This is a genomic window from Pseudomonas sp. HUK17 (genome assembly GCF_001566765.1).
In genome coordinates this window covers 80,178-103,149 of the sequence record NZ_LSMW01000009.1, presented here as the reverse complement: position 1 = coordinate 103,149, position 22,972 = coordinate 80,178, and the positions used below count along the sequence as shown (strand labels likewise).

21 protein-coding genes are annotated in these 22,972 nt (G+C 66.2%); 8 read left to right on the top strand and 13 right to left on the bottom strand.

From position 1 onward, the window contains the following. Positions 1-207: 207 nt before the first annotated feature. Positions 208-1,218, top strand: a complete 1,011-nt coding sequence (gene msrP, locus AX284_RS05575; protein ID WP_068383981.1) for a protein-methionine-sulfoxide reductase catalytic subunit MsrP — start codon at positions 208-210, stop codon at positions 1,216-1,218. After that, positions 1,218-1,829: a protein-methionine-sulfoxide reductase heme-binding subunit MsrQ gene (gene msrQ, locus AX284_RS05570; RefSeq protein WP_068383979.1), complete on the top strand. Its 612-nt coding sequence runs from the start codon at positions 1,218-1,220 to the stop codon at positions 1,827-1,829. The genes msrP and msrQ overlap by 1 nt, the downstream gene beginning before the upstream one ends. A gap of 169 nt (positions 1,830-1,998) precedes the next feature. Here msrQ and AX284_RS05565 read toward each other — a convergent pair whose 3' ends face one another. Both AX284_RS05565 and AX284_RS05560 read right to left on the bottom strand, forming a co-directional pair. Next, positions 1,999-2,598 carry an START domain-containing protein gene (locus AX284_RS05565; RefSeq protein WP_068383977.1) on the bottom strand — a complete coding sequence of 200 codons (600 nt, stop codon included), beginning with the start codon at positions 2,596-2,598 and terminating at the stop codon, positions 1,999-2,001. 50 nt (positions 2,599-2,648) lie between these two features. Continuing rightward, entirely contained in the window at positions 2,649-2,903 is a 255-nt protein-coding gene (locus AX284_RS05560) for a YkgJ family cysteine cluster protein (RefSeq protein WP_026083919.1), read from the bottom strand. A 185-nt stretch (positions 2,904-3,088) separates the two neighbouring features. Between AX284_RS05560 and AX284_RS05555 the strand changes: the two genes are divergently transcribed. Then, positions 3,089-3,640 carry an exonuclease domain-containing protein gene (locus tag AX284_RS05555; RefSeq protein ID WP_068383975.1) on the top strand — a complete coding sequence of 184 codons (552 nt, stop codon included), beginning with the start codon at positions 3,089-3,091 and terminating at the stop codon, positions 3,638-3,640. An 83-nt stretch (positions 3,641-3,723) separates the two neighbouring features. Then, entirely contained in the window at positions 3,724-4,005 is a 282-nt protein-coding gene (ppnP, locus tag AX284_RS05550) for a pyrimidine/purine nucleoside phosphorylase (RefSeq protein ID WP_017641737.1), read from the top strand. A gap of 83 nt (positions 4,006-4,088) precedes the next feature. Here the strand turns inward: ppnP and pdxB are convergent, their stop codons facing one another. Continuing rightward, positions 4,089-5,252, bottom strand: coding sequence for a 4-phosphoerythronate dehydrogenase PdxB (gene pdxB, locus AX284_RS05545; protein ID WP_068383973.1), 1,164 nt, complete (start codon positions 5,250-5,252; stop codon positions 4,089-4,091). A gap of 130 nt (positions 5,253-5,382) precedes the next feature. Between pdxB and AX284_RS05540 the strand changes: the two genes are divergently transcribed. The 3 genes from AX284_RS05540 to AX284_RS05530 all read left to right on the top strand — a co-directional run bounded on the left by AX284_RS05540 (position 5,383) and on the right by AX284_RS05530 (position 9,730). Beyond that, positions 5,383-6,744 (top strand): MATE family efflux transporter, encoded by a 1,362-nt coding sequence (locus AX284_RS05540; protein ID WP_068383971.1) that lies wholly within the window; start codon positions 5,383-5,385, stop codon positions 6,742-6,744. A 93-nt stretch (positions 6,745-6,837) separates the two neighbouring features. Next, on the top strand, positions 6,838-8,991 hold the full coding sequence (locus AX284_RS05535) for a mechanosensitive ion channel family protein (protein ID WP_068383969.1): 2,154 nt from the start codon (positions 6,838-6,840) through the stop codon (positions 8,989-8,991). Between the two features lie 88 nt (positions 8,992-9,079). Continuing rightward, positions 9,080-9,730, top strand: a complete 651-nt coding sequence (locus AX284_RS05530) for an SGNH/GDSL hydrolase family protein (RefSeq protein ID WP_082731515.1) — start codon at positions 9,080-9,082, stop codon at positions 9,728-9,730. Between the two features lie 231 nt (positions 9,731-9,961). Here the strand turns inward: AX284_RS05530 and AX284_RS05525 are convergent, their stop codons facing one another. The 3 genes from AX284_RS05525 to rlmM form a co-directional block, all read right to left on the bottom strand. Continuing rightward, positions 9,962-10,543 carry an Sbal_3080 family lipoprotein gene (locus AX284_RS05525; RefSeq protein WP_017639683.1) on the bottom strand — a complete coding sequence of 194 codons (582 nt, stop codon included), beginning with the start codon at positions 10,541-10,543 and terminating at the stop codon, positions 9,962-9,964. Positions 10,544-10,618: 75 nt separating this feature from the next. Next, positions 10,619-10,858 (bottom strand): sulfurtransferase TusA, encoded by a 240-nt coding sequence (gene tusA / locus AX284_RS05520; RefSeq protein WP_064308061.1) that lies wholly within the window; start codon positions 10,856-10,858, stop codon positions 10,619-10,621. 271 nt (positions 10,859-11,129) lie between these two features. Then, the gene (rlmM, locus tag AX284_RS05515) at positions 11,130-12,191 is read right to left on the bottom strand and encodes a 23S rRNA (cytidine(2498)-2'-O)-methyltransferase RlmM (protein ID WP_068383967.1); all 1,062 of its coding nucleotides are present in this window, start codon (positions 12,189-12,191) and stop codon (positions 11,130-11,132) included. A 197-nt stretch (positions 12,192-12,388) separates the two neighbouring features. Between rlmM and acnA the strand changes: the two genes are divergently transcribed. Continuing rightward, positions 12,389-15,088, top strand: coding sequence for an aconitate hydratase AcnA (gene acnA, locus AX284_RS05510; RefSeq protein WP_068383965.1), 2,700 nt, complete (start codon positions 12,389-12,391; stop codon positions 15,086-15,088). A gap of 48 nt (positions 15,089-15,136) precedes the next feature. On the opposite strand, the gene AX284_RS05505 is transcribed toward acnA, so the two are convergent. From AX284_RS05505 to AX284_RS05475, 7 genes are all read right to left on the bottom strand, one after another. Continuing rightward, the gene (locus AX284_RS05505; RefSeq protein WP_026083686.1) at positions 15,137-16,030 is read right to left on the bottom strand and encodes a LysR family transcriptional regulator; all 894 of its coding nucleotides are present in this window, start codon (positions 16,028-16,030) and stop codon (positions 15,137-15,139) included. 74 nt (positions 16,031-16,104) lie between these two features. Then, complete coding sequence (locus tag AX284_RS05500; RefSeq protein ID WP_068383963.1) at positions 16,105-17,064, bottom strand: ABC transporter substrate-binding protein; 960 nt, start codon at positions 17,062-17,064, stop codon at positions 16,105-16,107. 13 nt (positions 17,065-17,077) lie between these two features. Next, on the bottom strand, positions 17,078-18,259 hold the full coding sequence (locus AX284_RS05495) for an acyl-CoA dehydrogenase family protein (RefSeq protein ID WP_017639677.1): 1,182 nt from the start codon (positions 18,257-18,259) through the stop codon (positions 17,078-17,080). After that, complete coding sequence (locus tag AX284_RS05490) at positions 18,260-19,585, bottom strand: LLM class flavin-dependent oxidoreductase (protein WP_017639676.1); 1,326 nt, start codon at positions 19,583-19,585, stop codon at positions 18,260-18,262. Then, on the bottom strand, positions 19,582-20,529 hold the full coding sequence (locus AX284_RS05485) for an ABC transporter substrate-binding protein (RefSeq protein WP_068383961.1): 948 nt from the start codon (positions 20,527-20,529) through the stop codon (positions 19,582-19,584). Before AX284_RS05485 ends, AX284_RS05490 begins: the two co-directional genes overlap by 4 nt. 69 nt (positions 20,530-20,598) lie before the next feature. After that, complete coding sequence (locus AX284_RS05480) at positions 20,599-21,687, bottom strand: LLM class flavin-dependent oxidoreductase (RefSeq protein WP_064308066.1); 1,089 nt, start codon at positions 21,685-21,687, stop codon at positions 20,599-20,601. 685 nt (positions 21,688-22,372) lie between these two features. Beyond that, complete coding sequence (locus AX284_RS05475; protein ID WP_082731514.1) at positions 22,373-22,729, bottom strand: hypothetical protein; 357 nt, start codon at positions 22,727-22,729, stop codon at positions 22,373-22,375. Positions 22,730-22,972 lie beyond the last annotated feature (243 nt).

The window sequence follows — 22,972 nt, the reverse complement described above, 5'->3', positions numbered from 1 at the left end:
CACTCCTGAGGGCGAGAGGTCGCCGCAGTATGGCACGGGGTCCCGAAGGCGCCTGGCGGCGGCCTGAACGTCCCGCCCGTCCGAGCGCAACGGCCTTCCGCCGACCGGGACGGCGGGCTATCGTTGGCGTGGGAAGCTTTTCACGACCGGGATGTCTCACGCTGTTAGCCAGCCGCTCCCTGTCGAGCGCCCCCATCGAGGTCCGTCATGCCGATCAAGATCGTTCCGCGCTCTGCCTGTCGTGGGTCGGAGATCACTCCCGAAGCCGTCTACCTGTCCCGGCGCCAGTTGCTCGGTGCCAGCGGCGCCCTGCTTGCCGGCGCCGCCCTGCCCGGCTGGGCCCTGGCCGCCGCCTCCAGCTACGGCGACGTCGAAGCCGCCAAGGGCCCGGACTGGTTCGAGCGCAAGCTGCCGGATACCCGCTGGCAGGCGGCCACGGTCAAGGGCGAAGACATCACGCCCTTCAAGGACGCCACCCACTACAACAACTTCTACGAATTCGGGCCGGACAAGAGCGATCCCGCGGCCCATGCCGGCCAGCTGCCGACCCAGCCCTGGAGCGTGGTGGTCGACGGCGAGGTGGGCAAGCCAGGCACCTACGGCCTGGAAGACCTCTTCGGCCCCGACACCCTGGAAGAGCGCATCTATCGCATGAGATGCGTCGAGGCCTGGTCCATGGTCATTCCCTGGCTGGGCTTTCCGCTGGCCAGCCTGCTCAAGCGCGTCGAGCCCACCGGCAAGGCCCGCTACGTGAGGTTCGAGACGCTGAAGGATCCGCAGCACATGCCCGGCATGAACTCCAGCTTCGCCCTGCTGGACTGGCCCTATGTCGAAGGCCTGCGCCTGGACGAGGCCATGCATCCGCTGACGCTGATGACGGTAGGCATGTACGGTCGGGTGCTGCCCAACCAGAATGGCGCGCCGCTCCGCCTGATCGTGCCCTGGAAATACGGCTTCAAGGGCATCAAGTCGATCGTGCGGATCAGCCTGGTGGAAGAACAGCCGCGCACCACCTGGCAGGGCATGGCACCCAACGAGTACGGCTTCTATGCCAACGTCAATCCGGAAGTGGACCACCCGCGGTGGAGCCAGGCCCGCGAACGGCGCCTGCCCAGTGGCCTGTTCAGCCCCAACGTGCGGCCGACCCTGATGTTCAACGGCTATGGCGAGGAAGTGGCTTCGCTCTACAGCGGCATGGATCTGCGGAGAAACTACTGATGGGCTTGCTGCTCTGGCGGGTCGCGGTGTTCATCGCCGCGCTCTGCCCGCCGCTGTGGTGGCTGTACCAGGCCTGGATCTTCGCCCTCGGTCCGGATCCGGGCAAGGCACTGGTGGACAAGCTGGGCACCGGCGCCCTGGTGCTGCTGTTGCTGACCCTCAGCCTGACCCCGCTGTCGCGCCTCACCCGGTGGAAGCTCTGGCCGGTGATCCGCCGTCAGCTCGGGCTCTGGACCTTCACCTACGCCCTGTTGCACTTCCTGGGCTACCTGGCTTTCGTCCTGGGCTTCGACCTGTCGCAACTGGGGGTGGAATTGCAGCGCCGGCCCTACATCATCGTCGGCGCCGCGGCCCTGCTGATCCTGTTGACCCTGGCCGTCACTTCCAACCGCCCCGCCATGCGCCGCCTGGGCAAGCGCTGGAAGGAACTGCATCGGCTGGCCTATCTGGTGCTGGGCCTGGGGCTCTTGCACTATCTCTGGATCGTGCGCTCGGATCTCGAAGAGTGGTCGATCTACGCAGCCATCGGCGCCGCCTTGCTGGCCTTCCGCCTGGTGGACGGCTGGCGGCGCAAGAAACGCAGTCATTCGGTAGCCAACCCGGCTCGTTGATTACCACCGCTGAAGCAGAGAGGTGAGTCCCCTCTGCTTCAGCGCTATAGGGGTGGTATTAAAAAAAGGCTACCAGGGAATACCTTGGGGCCGGCAAGATCCGGCACAGGGGTGGTATAAAAAAGGTCCGGCGCCACGGGAGCCAGGCCTTTTGCCTAGAGACGCCGGATCAGCGCTGCGCGGCCTGGCGCAGACCCTTCAGGGTGTTGAGCGGGGCATCCACCACGAAACTGTTGGCCAGCCAGGACGGCACGCTGCCACCGGGCTCGCTCTGGGCCTCGTAGGTCACTTCCGAGCCACCGTTCTTCGGCACCACGCGCCACTGGCCCTGGAAGCTCGCCACCCGCACATAGCCATCGGCGGCAGGACGATAGTCGGGCTGGCCTTCGAGGGTGCGGGTGAAGCCGCCGTCGGGGGTCTTCTGCTCGGTGATATGCAAGACCACGTCGCGCGCGGTCACCGGCCAGGGCATCTCGATGCGCATGTAGGTCCAGGCCTGGTTGTCCTGCCGCTTGAGCACCTGCAGCGACTGGCAACGGAAGATCCATTTGCAGGAGCCCACCGGATCGTCCTGCAGCTTGGCGATGGTGGCTGGATCGGCCTTGATCTGGACCACGCCGCGATAGGCCTTGTACTTGGAGCCAGCGACGGCGCGGGTATAGACCTGGATACCGTCTTCCTGCTTGGCGAGTTGCCAGTCTTCGGCCTGGGCCAGACCAGTGGCGACGAGCAGGGTCAGGGCGAGGATGGAGCGAAGCGGCTTGTGCATGGGACGTCCCTTGTTGTTGTGATTGTCGGAGAGCGCAGTTCAGAACCGGATCAGGCGGCGGTTTCACCCTCCAGGCGCAAGAGGATGGCCATGGCCTCGGCGCTGTTGCTGCCGCAGAAGGCCAGCTCGGCCCGGAAGCCGCCGCACACCGCCGGGCGCAGCGGAGAGCCGAACAGATCGCAGCGATTGGTACTGTCCAGGTGGGCGCAGCGCACGCCGGAAGGCTTGCCCTGGGGCATGCGTGGCAGCGGTGAGGAGATCGACGGCGCGATGCAACAGGCGCCACAGCCCGGACGGCATTCCATGGTGAAACTCGCTAGAGAAGAGGCTTGAAGCTTAAAAGCAAGGCTAGAGCCTCACAAGCAAATCGTGACCAGATGTCGCTATCGAGTCATGAATGTAACATTCATTCGCACGATGCTACGCAACCCAGAGATTTTTCGGCCGTCATATCTGCGATGAGCGGGGCGGCTGGCCCGAGGGCGTGACGATGAAGCATTGGCTGGTGCTGGACCTGGAGGCGACCACCGACGAAGGCGGCTGGCCGCTGGAGTTGATGGAAATCATCGAGATCGGCGCGGTGATGGTGAACGCCGAGGGGCAGGAACTGGATCGCTACCAGAGCTTCGTCCAGCCCGAGCGCCTGCCGCTGCTGACGCCCTTCTGCCGCGACCTCACCCACATCAGCCAGGCGGATGTCGATGGCGCCGAGCCGCTGGCGGGCACCTGGCTGGGCTTCGAGCGCTGGCTGGGCGCCTATGAAACCACCCTGGCCGGCTGGTGCAGCTGGGGCGATTTCGACCGCCGCCTGCTGGAGCGCGCCTGGCGCGAGCATGATCTGCACACCCATCTGGCGCGGGTGCCGCACCGCAATCTCAAACAGGCCTTCGCCAAGGCCCGCGGTCTGGCGCGCCCGCTGGGTCTCACCGCCGCGCTGGAGTCGGCGGGGCTGGCCTTTACCGGGGTGCTGCACCGTGCCGAGACCGATGCGCGCAATACCGCCAAGCTGCTGCCGGCCAGCCTGCCCGCCTTCGCCCGCTAGTCGCGGTGTGGACCGGTGACAGCCGGGGACGGCCTTGGGCATACTCGCGGACGCTTCTAACCGCTCTCGCACAAGGAAATCCGATGTTCAAGGTCAACGAATACTTCGACGGCACCGTCAAATCCATCGCCTTCAGCCTCAAGTCCAAGCCGGCCACCCTCGGCGTGATGGCCCCTGGCGAATACGAATTCGGCACCAGCCAGCTGGAGATCATGCATGTGGTGGCCGGCGCCCTGACCGTCAAGCTGCCGGGCAGCGAGAGCTGGGAAACCTTCGCCGCGGGCAGCCAGTTCACCGTGCCGGCCAACGCCAAGTTCCAGCTCAAGGTCGCGGAAGACACCGCCTACCTCTGCGAATACCACTGATTTCGCGCGTCCCGTCTCTCGGCCATCCAGGCCGACTGGCGGGGGCCGCTGTCCTGCGTGAACGCTTCCGCTCCGCCTCGGTCCTAAGCGACACCGCCGCTTTCGGAGTCGTCGCCATGTCGCCAGTCGCAGCCCAGGGCACTCGCCAGCCGAGCCACACCCGCCCCTTCGAGCAGCAGCCCCGGAATCTCCCGACGCATGGGATAGCCCTTGCGCAGGGCGTCGAACGCCTGGGCGCGCGCCAGGGCCGGCAGGCCGAGGGTCGCACGTAGCGCCGCATCGTCGTCGCGCGGATCGTAGACCGCGCGACAGACACGCCTGAAGGCCGTCGCCTCGGGCGCATCTCCGCTGAACACCAGGCGCTTTAGCTGCTGCGGTGGCAACAGCTCGTCCAGACTCAACCGTGGCGTCTCTCCCGCCCAGGCGCAGAACGCCGCATAGATCTGCGCGGTGCCGCGCCACTTGCCTTCCAAGCTGTGCCCGGCGATATGGGGCGTCACCAGCTGACAGAGACGGGCCAGTTCAGGATCGATACCTGGCTCGCCTTCCCAGACATCCAAGGCCACTTTCAGCTCGGCGCCACCGGCCAGATGCGTACGCAGCGCGACGTTGTCGACTACCTCGCCCCGGCAGGCATTGAGCAGCCAGCTGCCCGGACGCAATCTTGCCAGGCGCGTCGCATCGAACAGGTGCAGGGTGCGCTGTTCGCCATCACGGACCAGTGGGGTGTGCAGACAGAGCACGTCGCAGCGCTCGATCAACTCGTCCAGGCTGTGGAAGTCGCCCGGCTCGGTCGCCTGCCGTGGCGGATCGCAGACCAGCACCGTCCAGCCCAGGCCCCGCAACACCTCGGCCAGGCGGCCTCCGACCTGGCCGGCGCCGACGATGCCGTAGGTACGCTTGGCCAGGTCGGCGCCAGCGCCGTCGGCCAGTGCCAACAAGGCGCCCAGCACCCAGTCCACCACGCCGCGGGCGTTGCAGCCGGGCGCATTGCGCCAACGGATACCCGCCTGCTGCAGATAGCTGAGGTCCAGATGATCAGTGCCTATGGTGCAGGTGCCAACGAAGCCGACCCGAGATCCGGCCAGCAGCGTCTCGTCGATGCGGGTGATGGAGCGCACCAGCAGGGCATCGGCGCGGCTCACGGCAGCGCGATCGAAGGCGCGTCCGGGGAGGCGTTCGAGGGTGGCGTGGGGGCCGAAGAAGGCGTCCAGCAGCGGAATGTTTTCGTCGGCGAGAATGTGCATGCCTGGGCACTTGCAAGGGAGGGAACCGGCACTTTAGCAGGCATCCCGCACCAGGCAATGGTCGCCGCGAGGCTTGTCACGCCAGCCATGAAGACTAGACTATCGGCCCCGAAGCTGACCGAACGATCAAGTGACCTCCACCCTGCCCCGTATCAGACGTGAATTCGGCGCCCTGCTCTCCCTGGCCGCGCCCATCGTCATCGCCCAGCTCTCCCATTCGGCCATGGGCTTCGTCGACGCCGTCATGGCCGGTCGCGTCGGCCCGCTGGACCTCGCCGCCGTCGCCCTGGGCAACTCCGTGTGGATTCCGGTGTTCCTGCTGATGACCGGCATCCTGCTGGCGACCACGCCCAAGGTGGCCGAGCGCCACGGCGGCGGCCGCAGCCAGGAGATCGGTCCGCTGGTGCGCCAGGCGCTGTGGCTGGCCCTGGGCTGTGGCCTCATCGCCAGCCTGCTGCTGCTCAACGCCCGCCCCCTGCTGGTGGCCATGCATGTCGACGCCCAGCTGATCGGCCCGACCCTGCTCTATCTCAAGGGCATCGCTATGGGCCTGCCGGCCACCGCCTTCTACTATGTGCTGCGCTGCTTCAGCGACGGCCTCGGGCGCACCCGGCCGGCGATGCTGGTGGGCATCGCCGGTCTGGCGCTGAATGTGCCGCTGAACTGGATCTTCATCCATGGGCACCTGGGGCTGCCGGCCCTGGGCGGTGCTGGGTGCGGCTTCGCCTCGGGCACGGTGATGTGGGCGATGCTGCTGGCCATGCTGGCGATCATCCGCACCGAACGCTATCGCTCCTGCGCCATCTTTGCCCGCTTCGAGCGGCCGCACGGCCCGACGCTGCGCGCCCTGCTGGCCATCGGTGTACCCATCGGCATCGCGGTGTTCGCCGAATCCAGCATCTTTTCCGTGGTGGCCCTGCTGATCGGCGAGCTGGGGCCGACCGTGGTCGCCGGGCACCAGGTGGCGCTGAATTTCTCCGGCCTGGTATTCATGGTGCCCCTGGCGCTGGGGATGGCGGTGACCGTCCGCGTCGGCCAGGCACTGGGCCGCGGTGAGCCGCGCGAGGCCCGCTTCGCCGCCGGCGTCGGCATGGCCGCGGGGCTGCTCTGCGCCTGCGTTTCCTGCACCCTGATGCTGACCGCGCGCACCTTCATCGCCGGCCTCTACTCCCAGGACCTGGCGGTGATCCAGCTGGCGGCCTCGCTGCTGGTATTCGCCGGTATCTTCCAATTCTCCGATGCCATCCAGGTCACCGCCGCTGGCGCCCTGCGCGGCTATCAGGACACCCGGGCGACCATGGTCATCACCCTGCTGGCCTACTGGGGCGTGGGCTTGCCGGTGGGCTGGGCGCTGGGCCTGAGCGACTGGTTCGGGGCACCGCGCGGCCCAGCCGGGCTGTGGCAGGGGCTGGTGCTGGGCCTGACCTGCGCGGCCATCCTGCTGTCGGTACGCCTGGCCCGCAGCGCCCGTCGACGCATCCACAGCGCCTAGCGCGCTGCCCTTGCTACACTGGCCACCTCGTCGCGGACGGCTGCCCTGCCGACCGGGACGAGGGTTTCCCTCTTTCGTGAGCGTGCGGCTTCGATGATCTTTCGCCTGCTACAACTCCTCTGCCTCTGCTTTCTGCTCATCGGCCCGGTCCAGGCCGCCCTGCCGGGGCTGCCGGGCACCCAGAAGGACCAGGTCGATCCGCAATTCGGTCAGTCCCTGGACCAGGTCATCAAGACCCTGGAAAGCGAGCAGCAGCGCAATCGCCTGCTGGCGGATCTCAAGAAGCTGCAGGCGGCCCAGGCCAAGGCCGAACCCAGCGCCTCCCAGGGCGTGATCGGCCTGATCACCGACACCATGACGGTGGTCGAGCAACAGCTGCAGCGCGACAACCTGCGCCAACGCTGGCAGTACCAGCTGGAGCAGGCCGGTGCCGAACTGGCCGCACTGGTACCGGCGCCCGAGCAGCGCCTCAACCTGCTCTCCGGCTTCGTCATCACCCTGGCCTTCTGGGCCGGCTGCGCCCTGGGCTTGAAAAGCATCAGTCACCGCCTGCGGGTGAGATTCGGACTGGCGGAGGAGTTGCCGCTCCAGCCGCGGACCCTGGATCTGGTGCGTTTCGCCCTGCGCAAGCTGGCGCCCTGGCTGCTGGCCTTCATCCTGACCCTGGTGGTGTCCCTGTGGCTGCCGGATTCACTGGGCAAGACGGTGGCCGTCGCCCTGGCCTATGCCGCCGTCACCGGTCCCCTGTTCGCCGCCACGGTGGTGGTGATCTGCTCCCTCCCCAGCGGCGCCCATCGCAACCGCGCCCTGTTGATCCTGCGCCGACGCGCCTTCCGTCCACTGTGGATCATCGGCAGCCTGGCCGCCCTCGGCGGCGCCGCCAGCGATCCGCACCTGGCCGAGACCCTAGGGCCACACCTGGCCGCCGTCATCGCCATCGGGGCCAATATCTGCGCGGCGCTGCTCACCGCGCAGTTCGCCTTGAGATTCCGCCGCCCCATCGCCCACCTGATCCGCAACCAGCCGCTGGCCAAACGGCAGGCCCTGCGTGGCCTGCAGGGCGTGCGCCACCTGATCGCCCGGCTCTGGCACCTGCCGCTGCTGATCCTGGTGGCGGTATCGGTGGTGGCCACCTTCGTCTCCGCCGGCGACACCAGCGACGCCCTGCGTCGCGCGCTGCTGTTCGCCGTGACCATGGGCGCCGCCCTGGGCCTGAATGCGTTGGTACGGGCGCGGCTGCTGCGCCGCCGGCCCAGTGGACGCATCCAGGAAGCCTATGCCGAACGGCTGCGCGCCTTCTTCGTGCTGGTGCTGGGCATCGTCATCTGGCTGGTAGGCATCGAGCTGGCCCTGCGCGCCTGGAATCTCTCGCTGCTGAGATTCAGCCAGGGCGACGGTCATGCGGTCGCCAGCAAATTCTTTGGCCTGGGCGGCACCCTGCTGCTGGCCTGGCTGGTGTGGATCCTGGCCGACACCGCCATCCACCGCGGCCTCAATCTGCACCGCGTCAGCCCCAACAACGCCCGCGCCCAGACCATGTTGCCGCTGATCCGCAACGTGCTGTTCCTGACCATCTTCGTCATCGCCCTGATCGTCGCCCTGGCCAACATGGGCGTGAACGTCACCCCGCTGCTGGCCGGTGCCGGCGTCATCGGCCTGGCGGTGGGCTTCGGCGCTCAAAGCCTGGTAGCCGACCTCATTACCGGGCTGTTCATCATCATCGAGGACTCCCTGGCCATCGGCGACTATGTCGACGTCGGCAACCACCTGGGCACCGTGGAGGGCCTGACCATCCGCACCGTGCGACTCAGGGATATCGACGGCATCGTCCACACCATCCCCTTCAGCGAGATCAAGAGCATCCAGAACTACTCGCGGCAATTCGGCTACGCCATCTTCCGCCTGCCGATCCCCCAGGCGCTATCGGTGGACAAGGCCATCGAGATGGTCCAGGAAGTGGGTCGTACCCTCCGCCAGGATCCCTTCATCGGCCGGGACATCTGGTCACCGCTGGAGCTGCAGGGGGTGGAGAGCTTCGATTCCGGCATGGCCATCCTGAGATTCCGCTTCAAGACCGCGCCGATCAAGCAGTGGGAGGTCTCGCGGGCCTTCAACCTCAAACTCAAGCGCTACCTGGACGACGCCGGCATCGAGCTGGCCTCGCCGCGCATGAACGTGCGCTACGAGGTGGGCGGCTCGCCGCTGGATCAGGCGACCCGCGGCGGCCAGGCGCCGAGCGAGGGCTGACCCGGCTGCGCTGGCACGACCGCCGGCCCTCGCGACCGGCGGGAATAGCCACTAGGGTGAGGATGACCTGTCCCGACGAGGCTTTCCCATGCCCTTGCGTACCCTGCTCTGCTATGGCGACTCCAACACCCACGGCACCCGCCCCCTGACCCAGCCCGGCCTACTTAAACGCTTCGGCTGGGACGAACGCTGGACCGGCGTCCTGGCCCGCGGCCTGGGCAGCGACTGGCGGGTGATCGAAGAAGGCCTGCCGGCGCGGACCACGGTGCATGACGACCCCATCGACGGCCACCACAAGAACGGCCTCAGCTATCTCCGGCCCTGCCTGGAAAGCCAGCTGCCCGTGGATGTCCTGCTGCTGATGCTGGGTACCAACGACCTCAAGGCGCGGCTGTCGGTGACGCCCGCGGACATCGCCAGTGCCTTGCAGGTGCTGCTGGAAGAGATCAAGCGCTGCAATGCCGGCCCGGACGGCGCTACGCCCAGGCTCATCGTCATGGCCCCGGCGCCCATCGAGGAAGTGGGCTTTCTCGGCGAGATCTTCGCCGGCGGCGCGGCCAAGTCTCGCCAACTGGCCGCACGCTATCGCCAGGTAGCCGAAGCCCAGGGCGCGACCTTCGTCGATGCCGGGGAAATCATCCAGGTAAGCCCAGTGGACGGCGTGCATTTCGAGGCGGACCAGCATCGCCGGCTCGGGGAGCATCTGCTGGGCGTGGTCAAAGGCTTGGATGCTGCCTGAGCGTAGGCTGGACAACGGCATGCCCTTGTCCACGGGTTCGGGGCTCGACGGTGGAAAACGCTGCGCGGTTTTACACGTTACGGGGTGACGGGCATCGTCCTGTTGGGCTTCGACGATGGAGCCGTCTCAACCCAACCTACGAAAGCCAACCCCGTGCGGTGGGGCCTTGGCTACGCGTCGTAGGTAGGCTGAGCGTAAGCGAAGCCCAACGTTACGGGCTCGACATTGAAGTCAGCGATCCAGACCATAGCGCTGCCGAAGCGCACGGTACTGATTGCTGTAGTCCTGATAGCTGAGGTTTTTTGCCTGAAGCGCAGCCAATTCGTCTTCAAAGGTCAGCCCGGCAGGTGCGGAGGTAGGGACAGCACTCGTGGTCGGTCTGGTGACAGGTGCGGGACGCATCTGACCCAAGAGCTCATCTACCACCGGATTGATCTTTGTTGCGGTCCCCTGCCACTTCATAAGGGAGAAACCACCCTTACCCCGCAGGTGATAGTCAGCCTGACCCACCAGGCGCCCACTGGCGTCACGCAGGGTCAGCTCGGCAGCTGATAAGTAAGGCACGCCGTCCCAGGTTTGCCGCGCGGTGTACTCAAGAATGTATGGGCACTCGCGTGGCACCTGCGTATAGCTCTCGGTAGGCACGCTGTGCCGAGCAAAGCCGGCCCGGACCACGGGGAGAAAGTCCTTCACCCAAACCGCAGGATTCTCCTGGATACATACCAAATCCGGGCGTACGGCGACGGGCTGGACCTGTACCGACGTGCACCCCGCGAGAATGAGCGAGACAACACCCAGCATCCTGGCTTTCATAAAAAGGCTTCCTTGCTTGCTAGATCACTTATTGTGAGCCAATTCACAATATCAAAGCGAGCTTTCGCGCAACCCTCACTCCACCTTCTTGCGAATCCAATACAGATAACGCCCGTCCCCTTCGCTCTTTTCCACCAGTTCATGACCGAGGAAGACGCAGAACTTGGGGATGTCGCGCTGGGTGGAGGGGTCGGTGGCGATGACCTTGAGCAGGGCGCCGGGGGCGATGTCGCGCACCTTGTTGTGCAGCATCATCACCGGCTCCGGACAATTCAGCCCGCTGGCGTCGAGGGTGGCATCGGCTTCGAGGGTCATCGGTACTCCAGAAAACGCTAAAAATAGATATCGAGTAGGCGCGAGAACCTGTGCAAAGTTTCGCGAGCTAAAGACAGGCAAGGCGCAACGACCAGCGAGAGTAACAGCCAACGGCTGGCCCGAAGGGTGAGCGCCAGCGAATAAAGCCGTCGAGGAAGCCCAGTTTACGAGTGTAAATGAGCGTTTCGACGGGTCCACCTCAGAGCGGGCTGGCGATCCAGGCGGTTTTCAACGCAGCCTGGCCAACGCGCAGCAAACTTTGGATAGGTTCTCAGGGTTTCCGATCCAGCCGGCGCAGATGACAGGTCACTTCCTCGCGGTCGTGGTAGAGCTGCTTGCAGCCGATGACCACGCGCTGGCCGCGATCTTCGAAATGGTCGCGCAGGCGTTCGAGGATGCCGGCCACTTCGCGATAGCGCTGCTTCATCGGCAGCTTGAGATTGACCACCGCCTCGCGGCAATGACCTTCGCCGATCCAGCGCTCGATCAGCGCCGCGGTACGCGCGGGCTTCTCGACGATGTCGCAGACCATCCAGTCCACCGGGCGCTTGGGAACATAGGCATAGCCGTCGACCTGCAAGTGCTCCACCAGGCCGCTGTCCATCAGCGCCTCGTTCATCGGGCCATTGTCCACCGCCGTCACCAGCATCTCGCGGGCCACCAGCTGCCAGGTCCAGCCACCAGGCGCTGCGCCCAGGTCCACGGCGCGCATCTCCGGCGCCAGACGGGTCTCCCATTCGGCGCGGGGAATGAACTGGTGCCAGGCCTCTTCCAGTTTGAGCGTCGAGCGACTGGGGGCCTCGCGAGGAAACTTCAGCCGTGGGATGCCCATGGGCCAGAGCGCGGCGTTGTCCGGCTCGACCACGCCGACGAAAACCTCGCGACCACTGAGAAAGGTCAGCTGCAGGCGTGGCGCCCGGGCATCGTCCACCAGACGACCTGCCTTGCGCAGCGCCAGGGTCAGGGGGCGCTCGAATTTCTTGCAGAAGGTGGAGAGCGCCTTGCCGTCATTGGTATCGGGCATCTCCAGAGCCAGGCTGCCGCAGACGGGATAGCTGGCCAGCAGCTCCAGCAGCGGACCGATGCGGTCCTGCTCGGGCAGGCTGAGAAAGGCGCCACGGGACCACTGACGAGGGAAGATCAGCTCGCCGAAGGTGATGTTCTGCATCAACCGGGCGGCACCCTCGGCGTCGCCACAGACGAATTCCGCATAGGCCGCACCCGGCTTGCCCTTGGCGTATCCGCCCACGCCGAGCAGCGCCGCCCGCTCGCCGAGCTCGGCGCAGACCTCGCCTTCGAATCCGGTACGGCACAGCAGCAACAGGGTATTCACGACAGGGCTTCCTCAAGCGGTCACGCAGGGCGCGCACTATACCCCAGCGCGCCCGCTGGGGAACGCCAGCGGCGGCTGTCGGTCCAGTACTACACCTAGAAAAATCAGTCCGCGCAGCGCTGGTACGGGTCTCCTTCACGTTTCGAGGCTCGTACGGCCAGCGGGCAACCGTCGAAGCGTCGATAAGGAGACCCCTGATGCCAGCCCTGGACAGCCTCAAAAGCCTCAAGACCCTGCAGGTCGGTGAGCGCACCTACCACTATTACAGCCTACCCGACGCGGCCCAGACCCTGGGCACTCTCGACAAGCTGCCCAAGTCCCTCAAGGTGCTGCTGGAGAACCTGCTGCGCTGGGAAGACAACCAGACCGTTACCGGCGAGGACCTCCAGGCCCTGGCCGACTGGACCAAGACCCGCACCGCCAATCGCGAGATCCAGTACCGGCCGGCGCGGGTGCTGATGCAGGACTTCACCGGCGTACCGGCAGTGGTCGACCTGGCCGCCATGCGCGAAGCCGTGGCCAAGGCCGGTGGCGATCCGCAGCGGATCAATCCGCTTTCCCCCGTCGATCTGGTGATCGACCACTCCGTGATGGTGGATCGCTACGCCAGCGAAAACGCCTACCACAAGAACGTCGAGATCGAGATGGAGCGTAACGGCGAGCGCTATGCCTTCCTGCGCTGGGGCCAGAACGCCTTCGACAACTTCCGCGTGGTCCCGCCGGGCACCGGCATCTGCCATCAGGTCAACCTGGAGTACCTGGGCCGCACCGTCTGGACCAAGGACGAGGACGGCCGCACCTATGCCTTCCCCGACACCCTGGTCGGCACCGACTCCCACACCACCATGATCAATGGCCTGGGCGTGCTGGGCTGGGGCGTGGGCGGTATCGAGGCCGAGGCGGCTATGCTCGGCCAGCCGGTGTCCATGCTGATCCCCGAGGTGGTGGGCTTCAAGCTCACCGGCAAGCTGCGCGAGGGCATCACTGCCACCGACCTGGTGCTGACCGTGACCCAGATGCTGCGCAAGAAAGGCGTGGTGGGCAAGTTCGTCGAATTCTTCGGTGATGGCCTGGCCACCCTGCCCCTGGCCGACCGCGCCACCATCGGCAACATGGCGCCGGAGTACGGCGCCACCTGCGGTTTCTTCCCGGTGGACCAGATCACCCTGGATTACCTGCGCCTGTCCGGTCGCCCCGAGGAAACCGTGCAACTGGTGGAGGCCTACACCCAGGCCCAGGGCCTGTGGCGCAATCCCGGCGACGAGCCGGTGTTCACCGACGTGCTGGAGCTGGACATGGGCGAAGTCCAATCCAGCCTGGCCGGCCCCAAGCGACCGCAGGATCGTGTGCTGCTCGGTGAGGTCGCCAAGACCTTTGGCGATTTCACTGCCCTGGCGCCGAAAAAAGCCGAGGCCCCCAAGGCTGGCAGTGGCGTGGAAGTCCAGCTCGACGGCCAGACCTTCCAGCTGGAGGACGGTGCCGTGGTGATCGCCGCCATCACCTCCTGCACCAACACCTCCAATCCCAGCGTGATGATGGCCGCCGGTCTGCTGGCGAAGAAGGCCGCCGAGAAGGGCCTGATGCGCAAGCCCTGGGTGAAGTCGTCCCTCGCCCCCGGCTCCAAGGTGGTGACCGACTACTACAACGCCGCCGGACTCACCCCCTATCTCAACGACCTCGGTTTCGATCTGGTCGGCTATGGCTGCACCACTTGCATCGGCAACTCCGGTCCGCTGCTCGATCCCATCGAAAAAGCGATCCAGGACGCCGATCTCACCGTAGCCTCGGTGCTCTCCGGCAACCGTAACTTCGAAGGCCGGGTGCATCCGTTGGTCAAGACCAACTGGCTGGCCTCGCCGCCGCTGGTGGTGGCCTATGCCCTCGCCGGCAGCGTCAAGGTCGATCTGACCCAGGAGCCGCTGGGCACGGGCAACGATGGTCAGCCGGTCTATTTGAAAGACGTCTGGCCCAGCCAGCAGGAAGTGGCCGACGCCGTGCAGAAGCTCGACACCGCCATGTTCCACAAACAATACGGCGCCGTCTTCGACGGTGACGAGAAGTGGCAGGCGATCCAGGTGCCGGACGCCGAGACCTATGTCTGGGATGCCGACTCCACCTACATCCAGAATCCGCCCTTCTTCGAGACGATTGCCGGCGATCCGCCGCGTATCGCCGACATCCACGATGCTCGCATCCTGGCGTTGCTGGGCGATTCGGTCACCACCGACCACATCTCCCCTGCCGGCAACATCAAGAAAGACAGCCCCGCCGGTCGCTACCTCGCTGAGCACGGCGTGGACTATGCCGACTTCAACTCCTACGGCTCCCGTCGTGGCAACCACGAAGTCATGATGCGTGGCACCTTCGCCAACATCCGCATCAAGAACGAGATGTTGGGCGGCGAGGAAGGCGGCAACACCTTCCACGTCCCCACTGGCGAAAAGCTGTCGATCTACGACGCGGCCATGAAGTACGAGCTGGAAAACACCCCGCTGGTGATCATCGCCGGCAAGGAATACGGCACTGGTTCCTCCCGTGACTGGGCCGCCAAGGGCACCAATCTGCTGGGCGTGAAGGCCGTGGTCGCCGAGAGTTTCGAGCGTATCCACAGATCCAACCTGGTGGGCATGGGCGTGCTGCCGCTGCAGTTCAAGGACGGCGTCGATCGCAAGTCCCTGGGGCTGACCGGCAAGGAAAAGATCGCCGTGCTGGGCATCGACGGTGTCGAGTTGCGCCCGCGCATGCCGCTGACCCTGGAAGTCACCCGTGAGGATGGCAGCCTGGAAAGCGTCGAGGTGCTCTGCCGCATCGACACGCTCAATGAAGTGAGCTACTTCAAGGCCGGCGGCATCCTGCACTACGTGCTGCGGGAGTTCCTGGCGAAACCTGCGGCCTAAGCAGGCGTTAGCGGACGCCCGGTAGCCAGGCTGCCGGGCGTTCTGCTGTCAGGAGGCTGCCAACAGCTGACTCGCCGCCCGCCCGAAGCCCTCGACCACCTCCTGCAGCGGCCCGAGAAAGCGTGGGTGGACCAGCCACAGCTGGATCTCCGGCTTGAAGTCCTTCAAGGGGATCACCGCCAGCCGTTCGCGATGGGCGCTCAAGGCCAGCAGCGGTGCCGGGACCAGGCCGAGGCCCTGGCCATCCGCCACCAGACCGAGCTGGAGTTCGGTGCCATAGGTTTCCAGGTTGATGCGCAGCGCCTGGCCCTGCTCGGCCAGGGTGCGCTGCAGACTGGCGCGAAAGCCGCAGCCATCGGGATTGAGCACCCAGCCCTGCGTTTGGAGGTCGGCCAGGCGCTTGGGTTTGGCCGGCGCCTGCGCGCGGGCGCAGACCACCTGCAAGGGCATGGCGCCCAGGGCCTGGGCCTCGATACCGTCGGGAAAGACCTTGTTGGCCGGAAACAGCACCAGGGCGCCGTCCAGTTCGCCGTGCTCGATCCGGCTCACCAGTACGCTGCCCCAGCCGGTCGCCACCTGGGTGCGCAGCTCCGGGTAGCGGGTGCGGATGTCTTTCACGGCCTCCAGCAACAGCGCATCGCCCAGGGTCTGGGGTACGCCCAGGCGCAGCAGTCCAGACGGCGGGGTATCACCCGCCACCCGCTCGCGCAGGGCATCCATCTCGCGCAGAATGGCACGGCAATGACCGTAGACCTCCTGACCCAGGCGCGTTGGCTTGAGCGGCTTGGTGTGGCGGTCGAGCAACTCGACCCCGAGATCCTGCTCCAGGCTCTGCAGGCGCCGGGTGATGGCCGGCTGGGTGAGGCCCAGCGTGTGCGCGGCGGCGTTGAGGGAGCCGCTGCGGAGCACCGCGACGAAGGCTTCGATATCGTCCGTCTTCATGAGGAGGCGTCTGACTTCCTGCTGGTGGATATGCGCCTCAAGCATAACGCAACACCTCCTCCGCTGCCCGGTGCTCAGCGTTGCGCCGTCTGCGCGAGCGGGGCCAGGCTCGTGCCGAAGCCATCGTAGAACAGACGGCTGGCGTCATAGCCCTTGACCAGCCCTTCGCCCGCGAAGAAGTCGACGGTGCGCTGCGCCTGGGCAATGGCTGCAGGAGTGACTGGCCCGATGCTGGTGCGGGCACGGGCGAACCAGGCCTGGGCGATGGCCGCATCAGCGCGGGTGCGCTCGGCCCAGGCGCGGGCATAACGCGCCGTATGCGCCGGATCGGCATTGGCCCAGGTCCGTGCCTGTTGCAGCCGCTGGAGGAAGTCGCCGATGGCACGGTGCTTGGCGGCATCGTCCAGGGCGCGCTGGCTGGCCACCACGAAACTCTGTGCCGGGATCAGATCTTCGGCGGTGGTGAGCACCCGGGCGCCATGGCGCTGGGCCTGGGTGACATAGGGCTCCCAGGTGGCGATGGCGTCCACCGAGCCGCCCTCCAGCGCATGGGAGGCATCCAGGGCGTTGAGGTAGCGGAAGCTCACCCGATCGCGTGGTACGCCCGCGCGATCCAGGGCGGACAAGGCCAATTGCTGGCTCCAGGAGCCCTTCCAGATGGCCACCGTCTTGCCCTGCAGATCCGCCAGGCTACGGATGCTGGAATCGCCGCGCACCAGCACTGCCACCCCGTCAAGGCTCTGACGACTGATGCCGACCACCTTGATCGGCGCGCCGAGGGCGCCAAGGAACAGCGGCGGCGCATCGCCCAGCAGGCCCAGGTCGAGGCTGCCGACGTTGAGCGCCTCGGCCACCGGCGAACCGGCGGTGAATTGCTTCCAGTCCAGCTGGTACGGCAGGTCGTCGAGGACACCGGCGGCTTCCATCACGGTACGGGTGTTATAGCTCTGATCGCCCACCACCAGCGTGGTAGCCAACGTCTGGGTAGCGGCGAGCAGGCCGAGGGTGAGGCCAACAAGGGTCTTGCGTAGCATGGGAAGCCTCTCGTCAGGTATAGGCACGGATATCGGGGTACTGGCCATTGACCGCATAACGGCCGACCTCCAGCACCTTGTAGGCCAGGGGGTCGTGCAGGCTGTGGGTGCGCACGTCGCGCCAGAAGCGATCCAGACCGAGGCGGTTGTGGGTGGCGCGGGCACCCAGGGCGTCGAACACCCGGGTGGTGACGTCCAGGGCGGTACGGGCAGCCAGCACCTTGGCGCTGGCCACGGCGATGGCCGTCTCGCCGCGCAGGTCGGCGGTAAAGGTGGCATCGGCCTCGAGCAGGTCATCCACCCGCCGTGCTGCCACGTCGGCGAGGGCCACGGCGCCCTGCAGGGCGATCCAGAGTTCGCCCATCTGGCTCAACACCAGTTGATCCTCGCTGGCGCTGGCGGCCAGGGAATGCACCCAAGGCCGCGCCTCTGCATGCAGATAGCGCCGCGCCTCGCGCAGCGCGCCCTGGGCGGCACCCAGGTAGTACTGGGTGAAGGCCGACTGGTTGACCGGGGTGCGGATCACCGCGGCAAAGTCACCGGCATCTTCCAGGTCGCAGACTTGGGCCTCCTCGGCACTGGCCCAGACGTCGGTCAGGGTAAAGCTGCCACTGTCGCTGCGCGCCACGCCGAAGTGGTCCCAGTCCTCGGCATAGGCCAGCCCCGCGCGATCCCCTGGCAGGGTGACCATCAGCCGCGCCCCGCTCTGCCGGTCGCGGGCACTGATGGTGAGGCGATCGGCGAAGACGGCGCCGCTGCAGAAGCCCTTGCGCCCGGTCAGGCGATAGCCACCGCCGGCAACGGGCGTGGCGAGGATGTCGTCATCCCGTGGATTGACCACTCCGGCCAGCCACAGCCGGCCCTCGGCGATTTCCGCCAGCAGGCGGTCGCGCCGTGGCTGGGGCTCGCGGCGCAGGTTCACCGTATTGAGCAGGTGATAGCCAAAGAGCAGGCCGACCGAGCCGTCGCCGGCAGCAATCTCGCGCAGTACGCGCATGGCCAGTGACCAGGGCTGGCCGGCGCCACCAAGATGCACGGGTATGACCAGGTTGGTCAGGCCGCTGTCCTTGAGTCTTTGCAGCTGGGCATCGGGACGAATGCGGTCGCGTTCGTCAGCCACCACCCGGGCAGCGAATTCCGCGCCGATCTCGCGGGCCAGCGTCAGCCAAGCCTCAGTATCCTTAATGGTGCTCATCTAGTCCTCCAGGGGGCCGAGGCCCAGGTGGTCTCTCAGGGTCGTGCCCTGGTACTGGCGTCGGAACAGGCCGCGGCGCTGCAGGTGCGGCACCACGCTTTCGCTGAACTCGACGAAGGACCCCGGCAGGTAGCCGGGGGAAATCACGAAGCCGTCGCAGCCGCCGGCTTCGAACAGCTCGGCCAGCTGTTCGGCGATCTGGGCGCCGGTGCCCACCAGTTGCGGCACCCGCACGCTGGCGGCATAGCTGCGACCCAATTCGGCCAGGGTGGTCCGCGACCCCAGCGCCAGGAGTTTTTCGGCAGCGGCCGGTGGCAGGCCGCCGACCTCGGCCACCTCACCCAGGGCGGTATCAAGGGTAAAGCGGGACAGGTCGATATTGAGCTGGGAGCAGAGGGTGATCAGCCCCACCTCGGGTTGCGCCAGGGCGTTGTGCCTTTCCTGCTTGGCCCGTGCTTCGGCTTCGCTGCCGCCGATGAAGGGCATGACCGAGGTGAGGATCTTGCAGCCGTCGGGGGAGCGCCCCTGCTCCAGCACCTGGCGGCGGACGTCGTCGCGAAAGGCGCGCATGGCGGCGAGGTTGGGCTGGATGGTGAAGATGGCCTCGGCCCAACGTGCGCCGAAGCGCCGGCCACGACCACTGGAGCCGGCCTGGATCAGTACCGGCCGCCCTTGCGGACTGCGCGGGATGTTGAGCGGGCCCTCCACCCGGAACCAGTCGCCCTGGTGATCGAGGGCACGCACCTGCGCGGGATCGGCCAGCACGCCGGCGTCTCGATCCAGGCGCAGCGCGCCAGGTCCCCAACTACGCCAGAGCTTGACGGCCACCTCGACGAATTCGTCGGCACGGTCGTAGCGCAGGTCGTGCTCCAGGTGGCGCTCCCTGCCGAACAGCCGGCCCTCGCTGTCGTTCATGGAGGTGACGATGTTCCAGGCGGCGCGCCCGCGGGACAGGTGATCGAGGGTGGCGAAGGCCCGGGCGACGTGGGCCGGTTCGTAGTAGGTGGTGGAGCGGGTGCAACCCAGCCCAAGGTGGCGGGTGTGAGCCACCAGATAGGACAACAGCGGCAGCGGATCGAGTCGGGTGGCGTCCTGGGCCCCTAGGCGCAGGGCGGTCTCCCGTGAGCCGCCGAGCTGGTCGCCCACGGCCAGGCGGTCGGCGAAGAACAGGAAGTCGAACAGCCCCTCCTCCAGCGCCTTGGCCGCGCGGACGTAATAGTCCGGGTCGAGGAAGTCGCCCTGGGTTTCAGGGTGGCGCCAGACGGCGTGGCTATGGACGACGGGACCGGCCAGCAGGAAGCCGGCGAGGTGCAATTGGCGACTCATCGGCTGGCCTCCCGGAGCGCTTGCAGGTAGCGGTTGAAGCTCTGGTCATAGAGCGGCTTGACGTCGTACGGCTGTTGCAGCACCCCGGCCTTGACCAGGAAATCGGCGGTCTTCTGGCCGTCGCTCAAGGTCTGGGCGCTGATCGGTTCGACCCAGGTGGCGTCGCGCCGGAACCAGCGTTCGGCGATGGCCGGATCGGAGTTGTTGCGCCTGGCCCAGGCCTGGGCATAGACGTCGACGTGGTCGCGCGCCCAGCTGCGAGCACGTTGCAAGCGGGCGATGAAATCGCCGATGGCGGCGCGGTTCTCGTCCAGGCGCTGGGTGTTGGCCACCACATAGACCGGCGCCGGCATCAGGTCCTTGGCGGTGATCAGCACCCGTCCGCCCTGGCGCTCCACCATGCTCACGTAGGGCTCCCAGGTGGCGGTGGCATCGAGGGTGCCCTGGCTCAAGGCGGCGACCGCCTCGGTGGGCATCAGGTAGCTGTAGCGCGGGGCATCGCTGGGCAGCCCGGCCTGTTCCAGCGCCGAGTAGACCAGTTGCTGGCTCCAGGAGCCCTTCCAGATGGCAACCCGCTTGCCGGCCAAGTCCGCCACCGTCTTGATGGGTGAATCCTTGCCGACCACGATGGCAGTGCCGTCCGGTCTATTGCGGGTCACTGCCACCACCTTGATCGGCCCACCCCGGGCGGCCAGGGCGATCACCGGGGTGTCGCCGACGATGCCCAGGTCGATGGAGCCGACATTGAGCGCCTCCACCACCGGGCCACCGGCGTTGAATCTCTTCCACTGGATCTCGTACGGCAGGTCCTTGAGTTCACCTGCCTGCTCCAGCAGGGTGCTGCTGTAGTAGAACTGGTCACCGATGGTGAGGGTGATCGCCTGGGCCAGGTTGGCGGAGGTGCCAGCCAGCAGGCCGGCGGCGAATAGCAATCCCTTGATCACGAAGGCGTCTCCTCGAAGGTATCGGGAGCGCTCCGTGGGTACGGTCGCGCAGGTGTCAGATGTCGGGGTTCAGCCGGTGCGGCGGGCACCGGCCAGGCGCGCGGCGACCTTCTGCCGGGTCAGGGGAATCAGTTCGCGGCCGTACTCGACGGCGTCGCTGAGCGGATCGAAGCCGCGGATCAGGAAGCTGTCGACGCCCAGGTCGTAGTAGTCCAGCAGGGCATCGGCCACCTGCTCGGCGGTGCCCACCAGGGCGGTGGAGTTGTGCCCGCCGCCGACCAGGGCGGCGATGCCGGTCCAGAGCCGGCGATCCACACGGTCGCCCAGGGCCACGGTATCGCGCAGACGTTGTGCCCCGACCGCTTCGGGTTTGGCGGGATGCACGGCGCCGTCGGCGGCGAGGCGCGCCTTGGCCTGCTGGCGAATGGCCTCGGCCTTGGCCCAGGCATCATCCTCGGTGTCGCCAAGGATCACCCGGAAGGACACGTTGAATTTTGGGGTACGGCCATGGCGCGCCGCCTCGGCGCGGACCGCAGCGATGGTCTCGCGGGTCTGGGCCAGGGATTCGCCCCACAGCGCGAAGACATCGGCGTGCTTGCCGGCCACCCGCAATGCGGCTGGCGAGGAACCGCCGAAATAGACCGGCAGGCTCGGCTGCTGCAGCGGCTTGATGGCGGAGAAGCCCTTCGCCACCCGGTAGTGCTCACCCTCGTGATCGAAGGGCTGGGTGCTGGTCCACTCCTGGCGGACCACGTCGAGGAATTCCTCGGTGCGGGCGTAGCGCTGGTCGTGGTCGAGCCAGTCGCCGTCCTTGCGCTGCTCCCCATCGCTGCCACCACTGATGATGTGCACCGCCAGGCGACCGTCGAGCAGATGATCGAGGGTCGCCAGCTTGCGCGCCGCCAGGGTCGGGGCGACGAAACCGGGACGGTGGGCCAGCAGGAACTTGAGCGTCCGGGTGGCCTGCCCCGCCAGGGCAGTGACCAGAAAGCCGTCGGGCTGATCGGACCAGTAGCCGACCAGGATGCGATCGAAGCCGGCCTGCTCATGGGCCTGGGCGAAGCGGGTGATATAGCCCTTGTCGAAGATGGGACCGGAGGGGGCGATGATCTCCGAGGTGAGGCGGTGGCCGATCATGCCGAGGAATTGGACGCTCATGGTGGTGAATCCCGTGCCGAGGTAAGGGGACGCCTTCAGGAAGGCGTTGGCTGGGTTCCACCTTAGGCAACCAGAGCATAAGAAGGAAATTCCTTATGCGCATATCCTAATTATTGTTTTATTTGAAACATGCATTTAAAGATGGTGGCTTGCCTCATGAGGCGACGCTCTTCAAGGGTAGAAATAGCAGTACTTCCTCGTTTTGTAGGAGCGGTCCATGGCCGCGATCGCCCAAACGATCCCAGGGCGCCTCGGCGTGGAAAAAGGCGTTAGCCTTTTCCACCGGGGCCTTCGGTGCGAGGGGCGCCCTCACCCCAGCCCTCTCCCCAAGGGAGAGGGGGTTATCCGAGGGAGGGTTGAAAGTCGTTGTTCCTGGACCAAATCCGTGGCCTGTTGGGCTTCGACGATAAAGCCGTCTCAACCCAACCTACGGGGCTATGTCGTAGGTTGGGTTGAGCGCAGCGAAGCCCAACGACCAAGCGCCGTAGCGTGGAAACGGCGTAGCTTTTTTCCACCAGGTAGTTCAGCCACAAGGGCGCCCTCGCCTCCACATTCTCCTGAAGGGTTAAATCGAGCGAATACCGGTCTCAGTCGATCCGAGAAGACCTCGTCGACCGCAGCCACCTACCCGTAGGAGCGGCCCATGGCCGCGATTGGCCAATCACTCATACTACGCTGACGGTCTTCAAAGCCAGGCCGTAGCCGCCAACCCCAGGGCGCCGAGGATGAAACCTACCAGAGCGCCCCGACCCGGTAACTCCTGGAATAGCAGCCAGATCAGCAACGGCTCGCAGACCAATAACACCAGTACGGAAACGACCGCGACCACCCAGATATCACCGGTAGCCCGATAGCCCAGGCCGTAGGCCAGCAACAGGCAGAGACCGGAAAAGCAAGCGAGCCCTGCCAATAGCAGCGCATCATGCCAATCGAAACCGACCGCAGCCGCCAACCGCGCCGCTGCCAATTCGGCGTAGATGATGCAGCCTTCGCCGATGATCATCAGGGCGATGGCGAAGATTCCAAGCACTTCTTTGGACATGAAAGACCTTCCTTTTGGACCGAGCGGACTGACGCTGTGTCGTGATGCACACCGCGCTCAGATGGGGTACTGAGGTCGATGCAGTCAGTGGCGTCAGGGGCTCGATACGGAAGGCATACATGAGCGAAACCTCTGTGAGGGAGTGCTTCTATTAAGGCTAGATCAGGGTACAGCGGTAGAACAGCGGCGGGTTATCGGTGTTAGAGGATGTTGGTCTTTGAACAGAAATTCTTCATAGGAGCG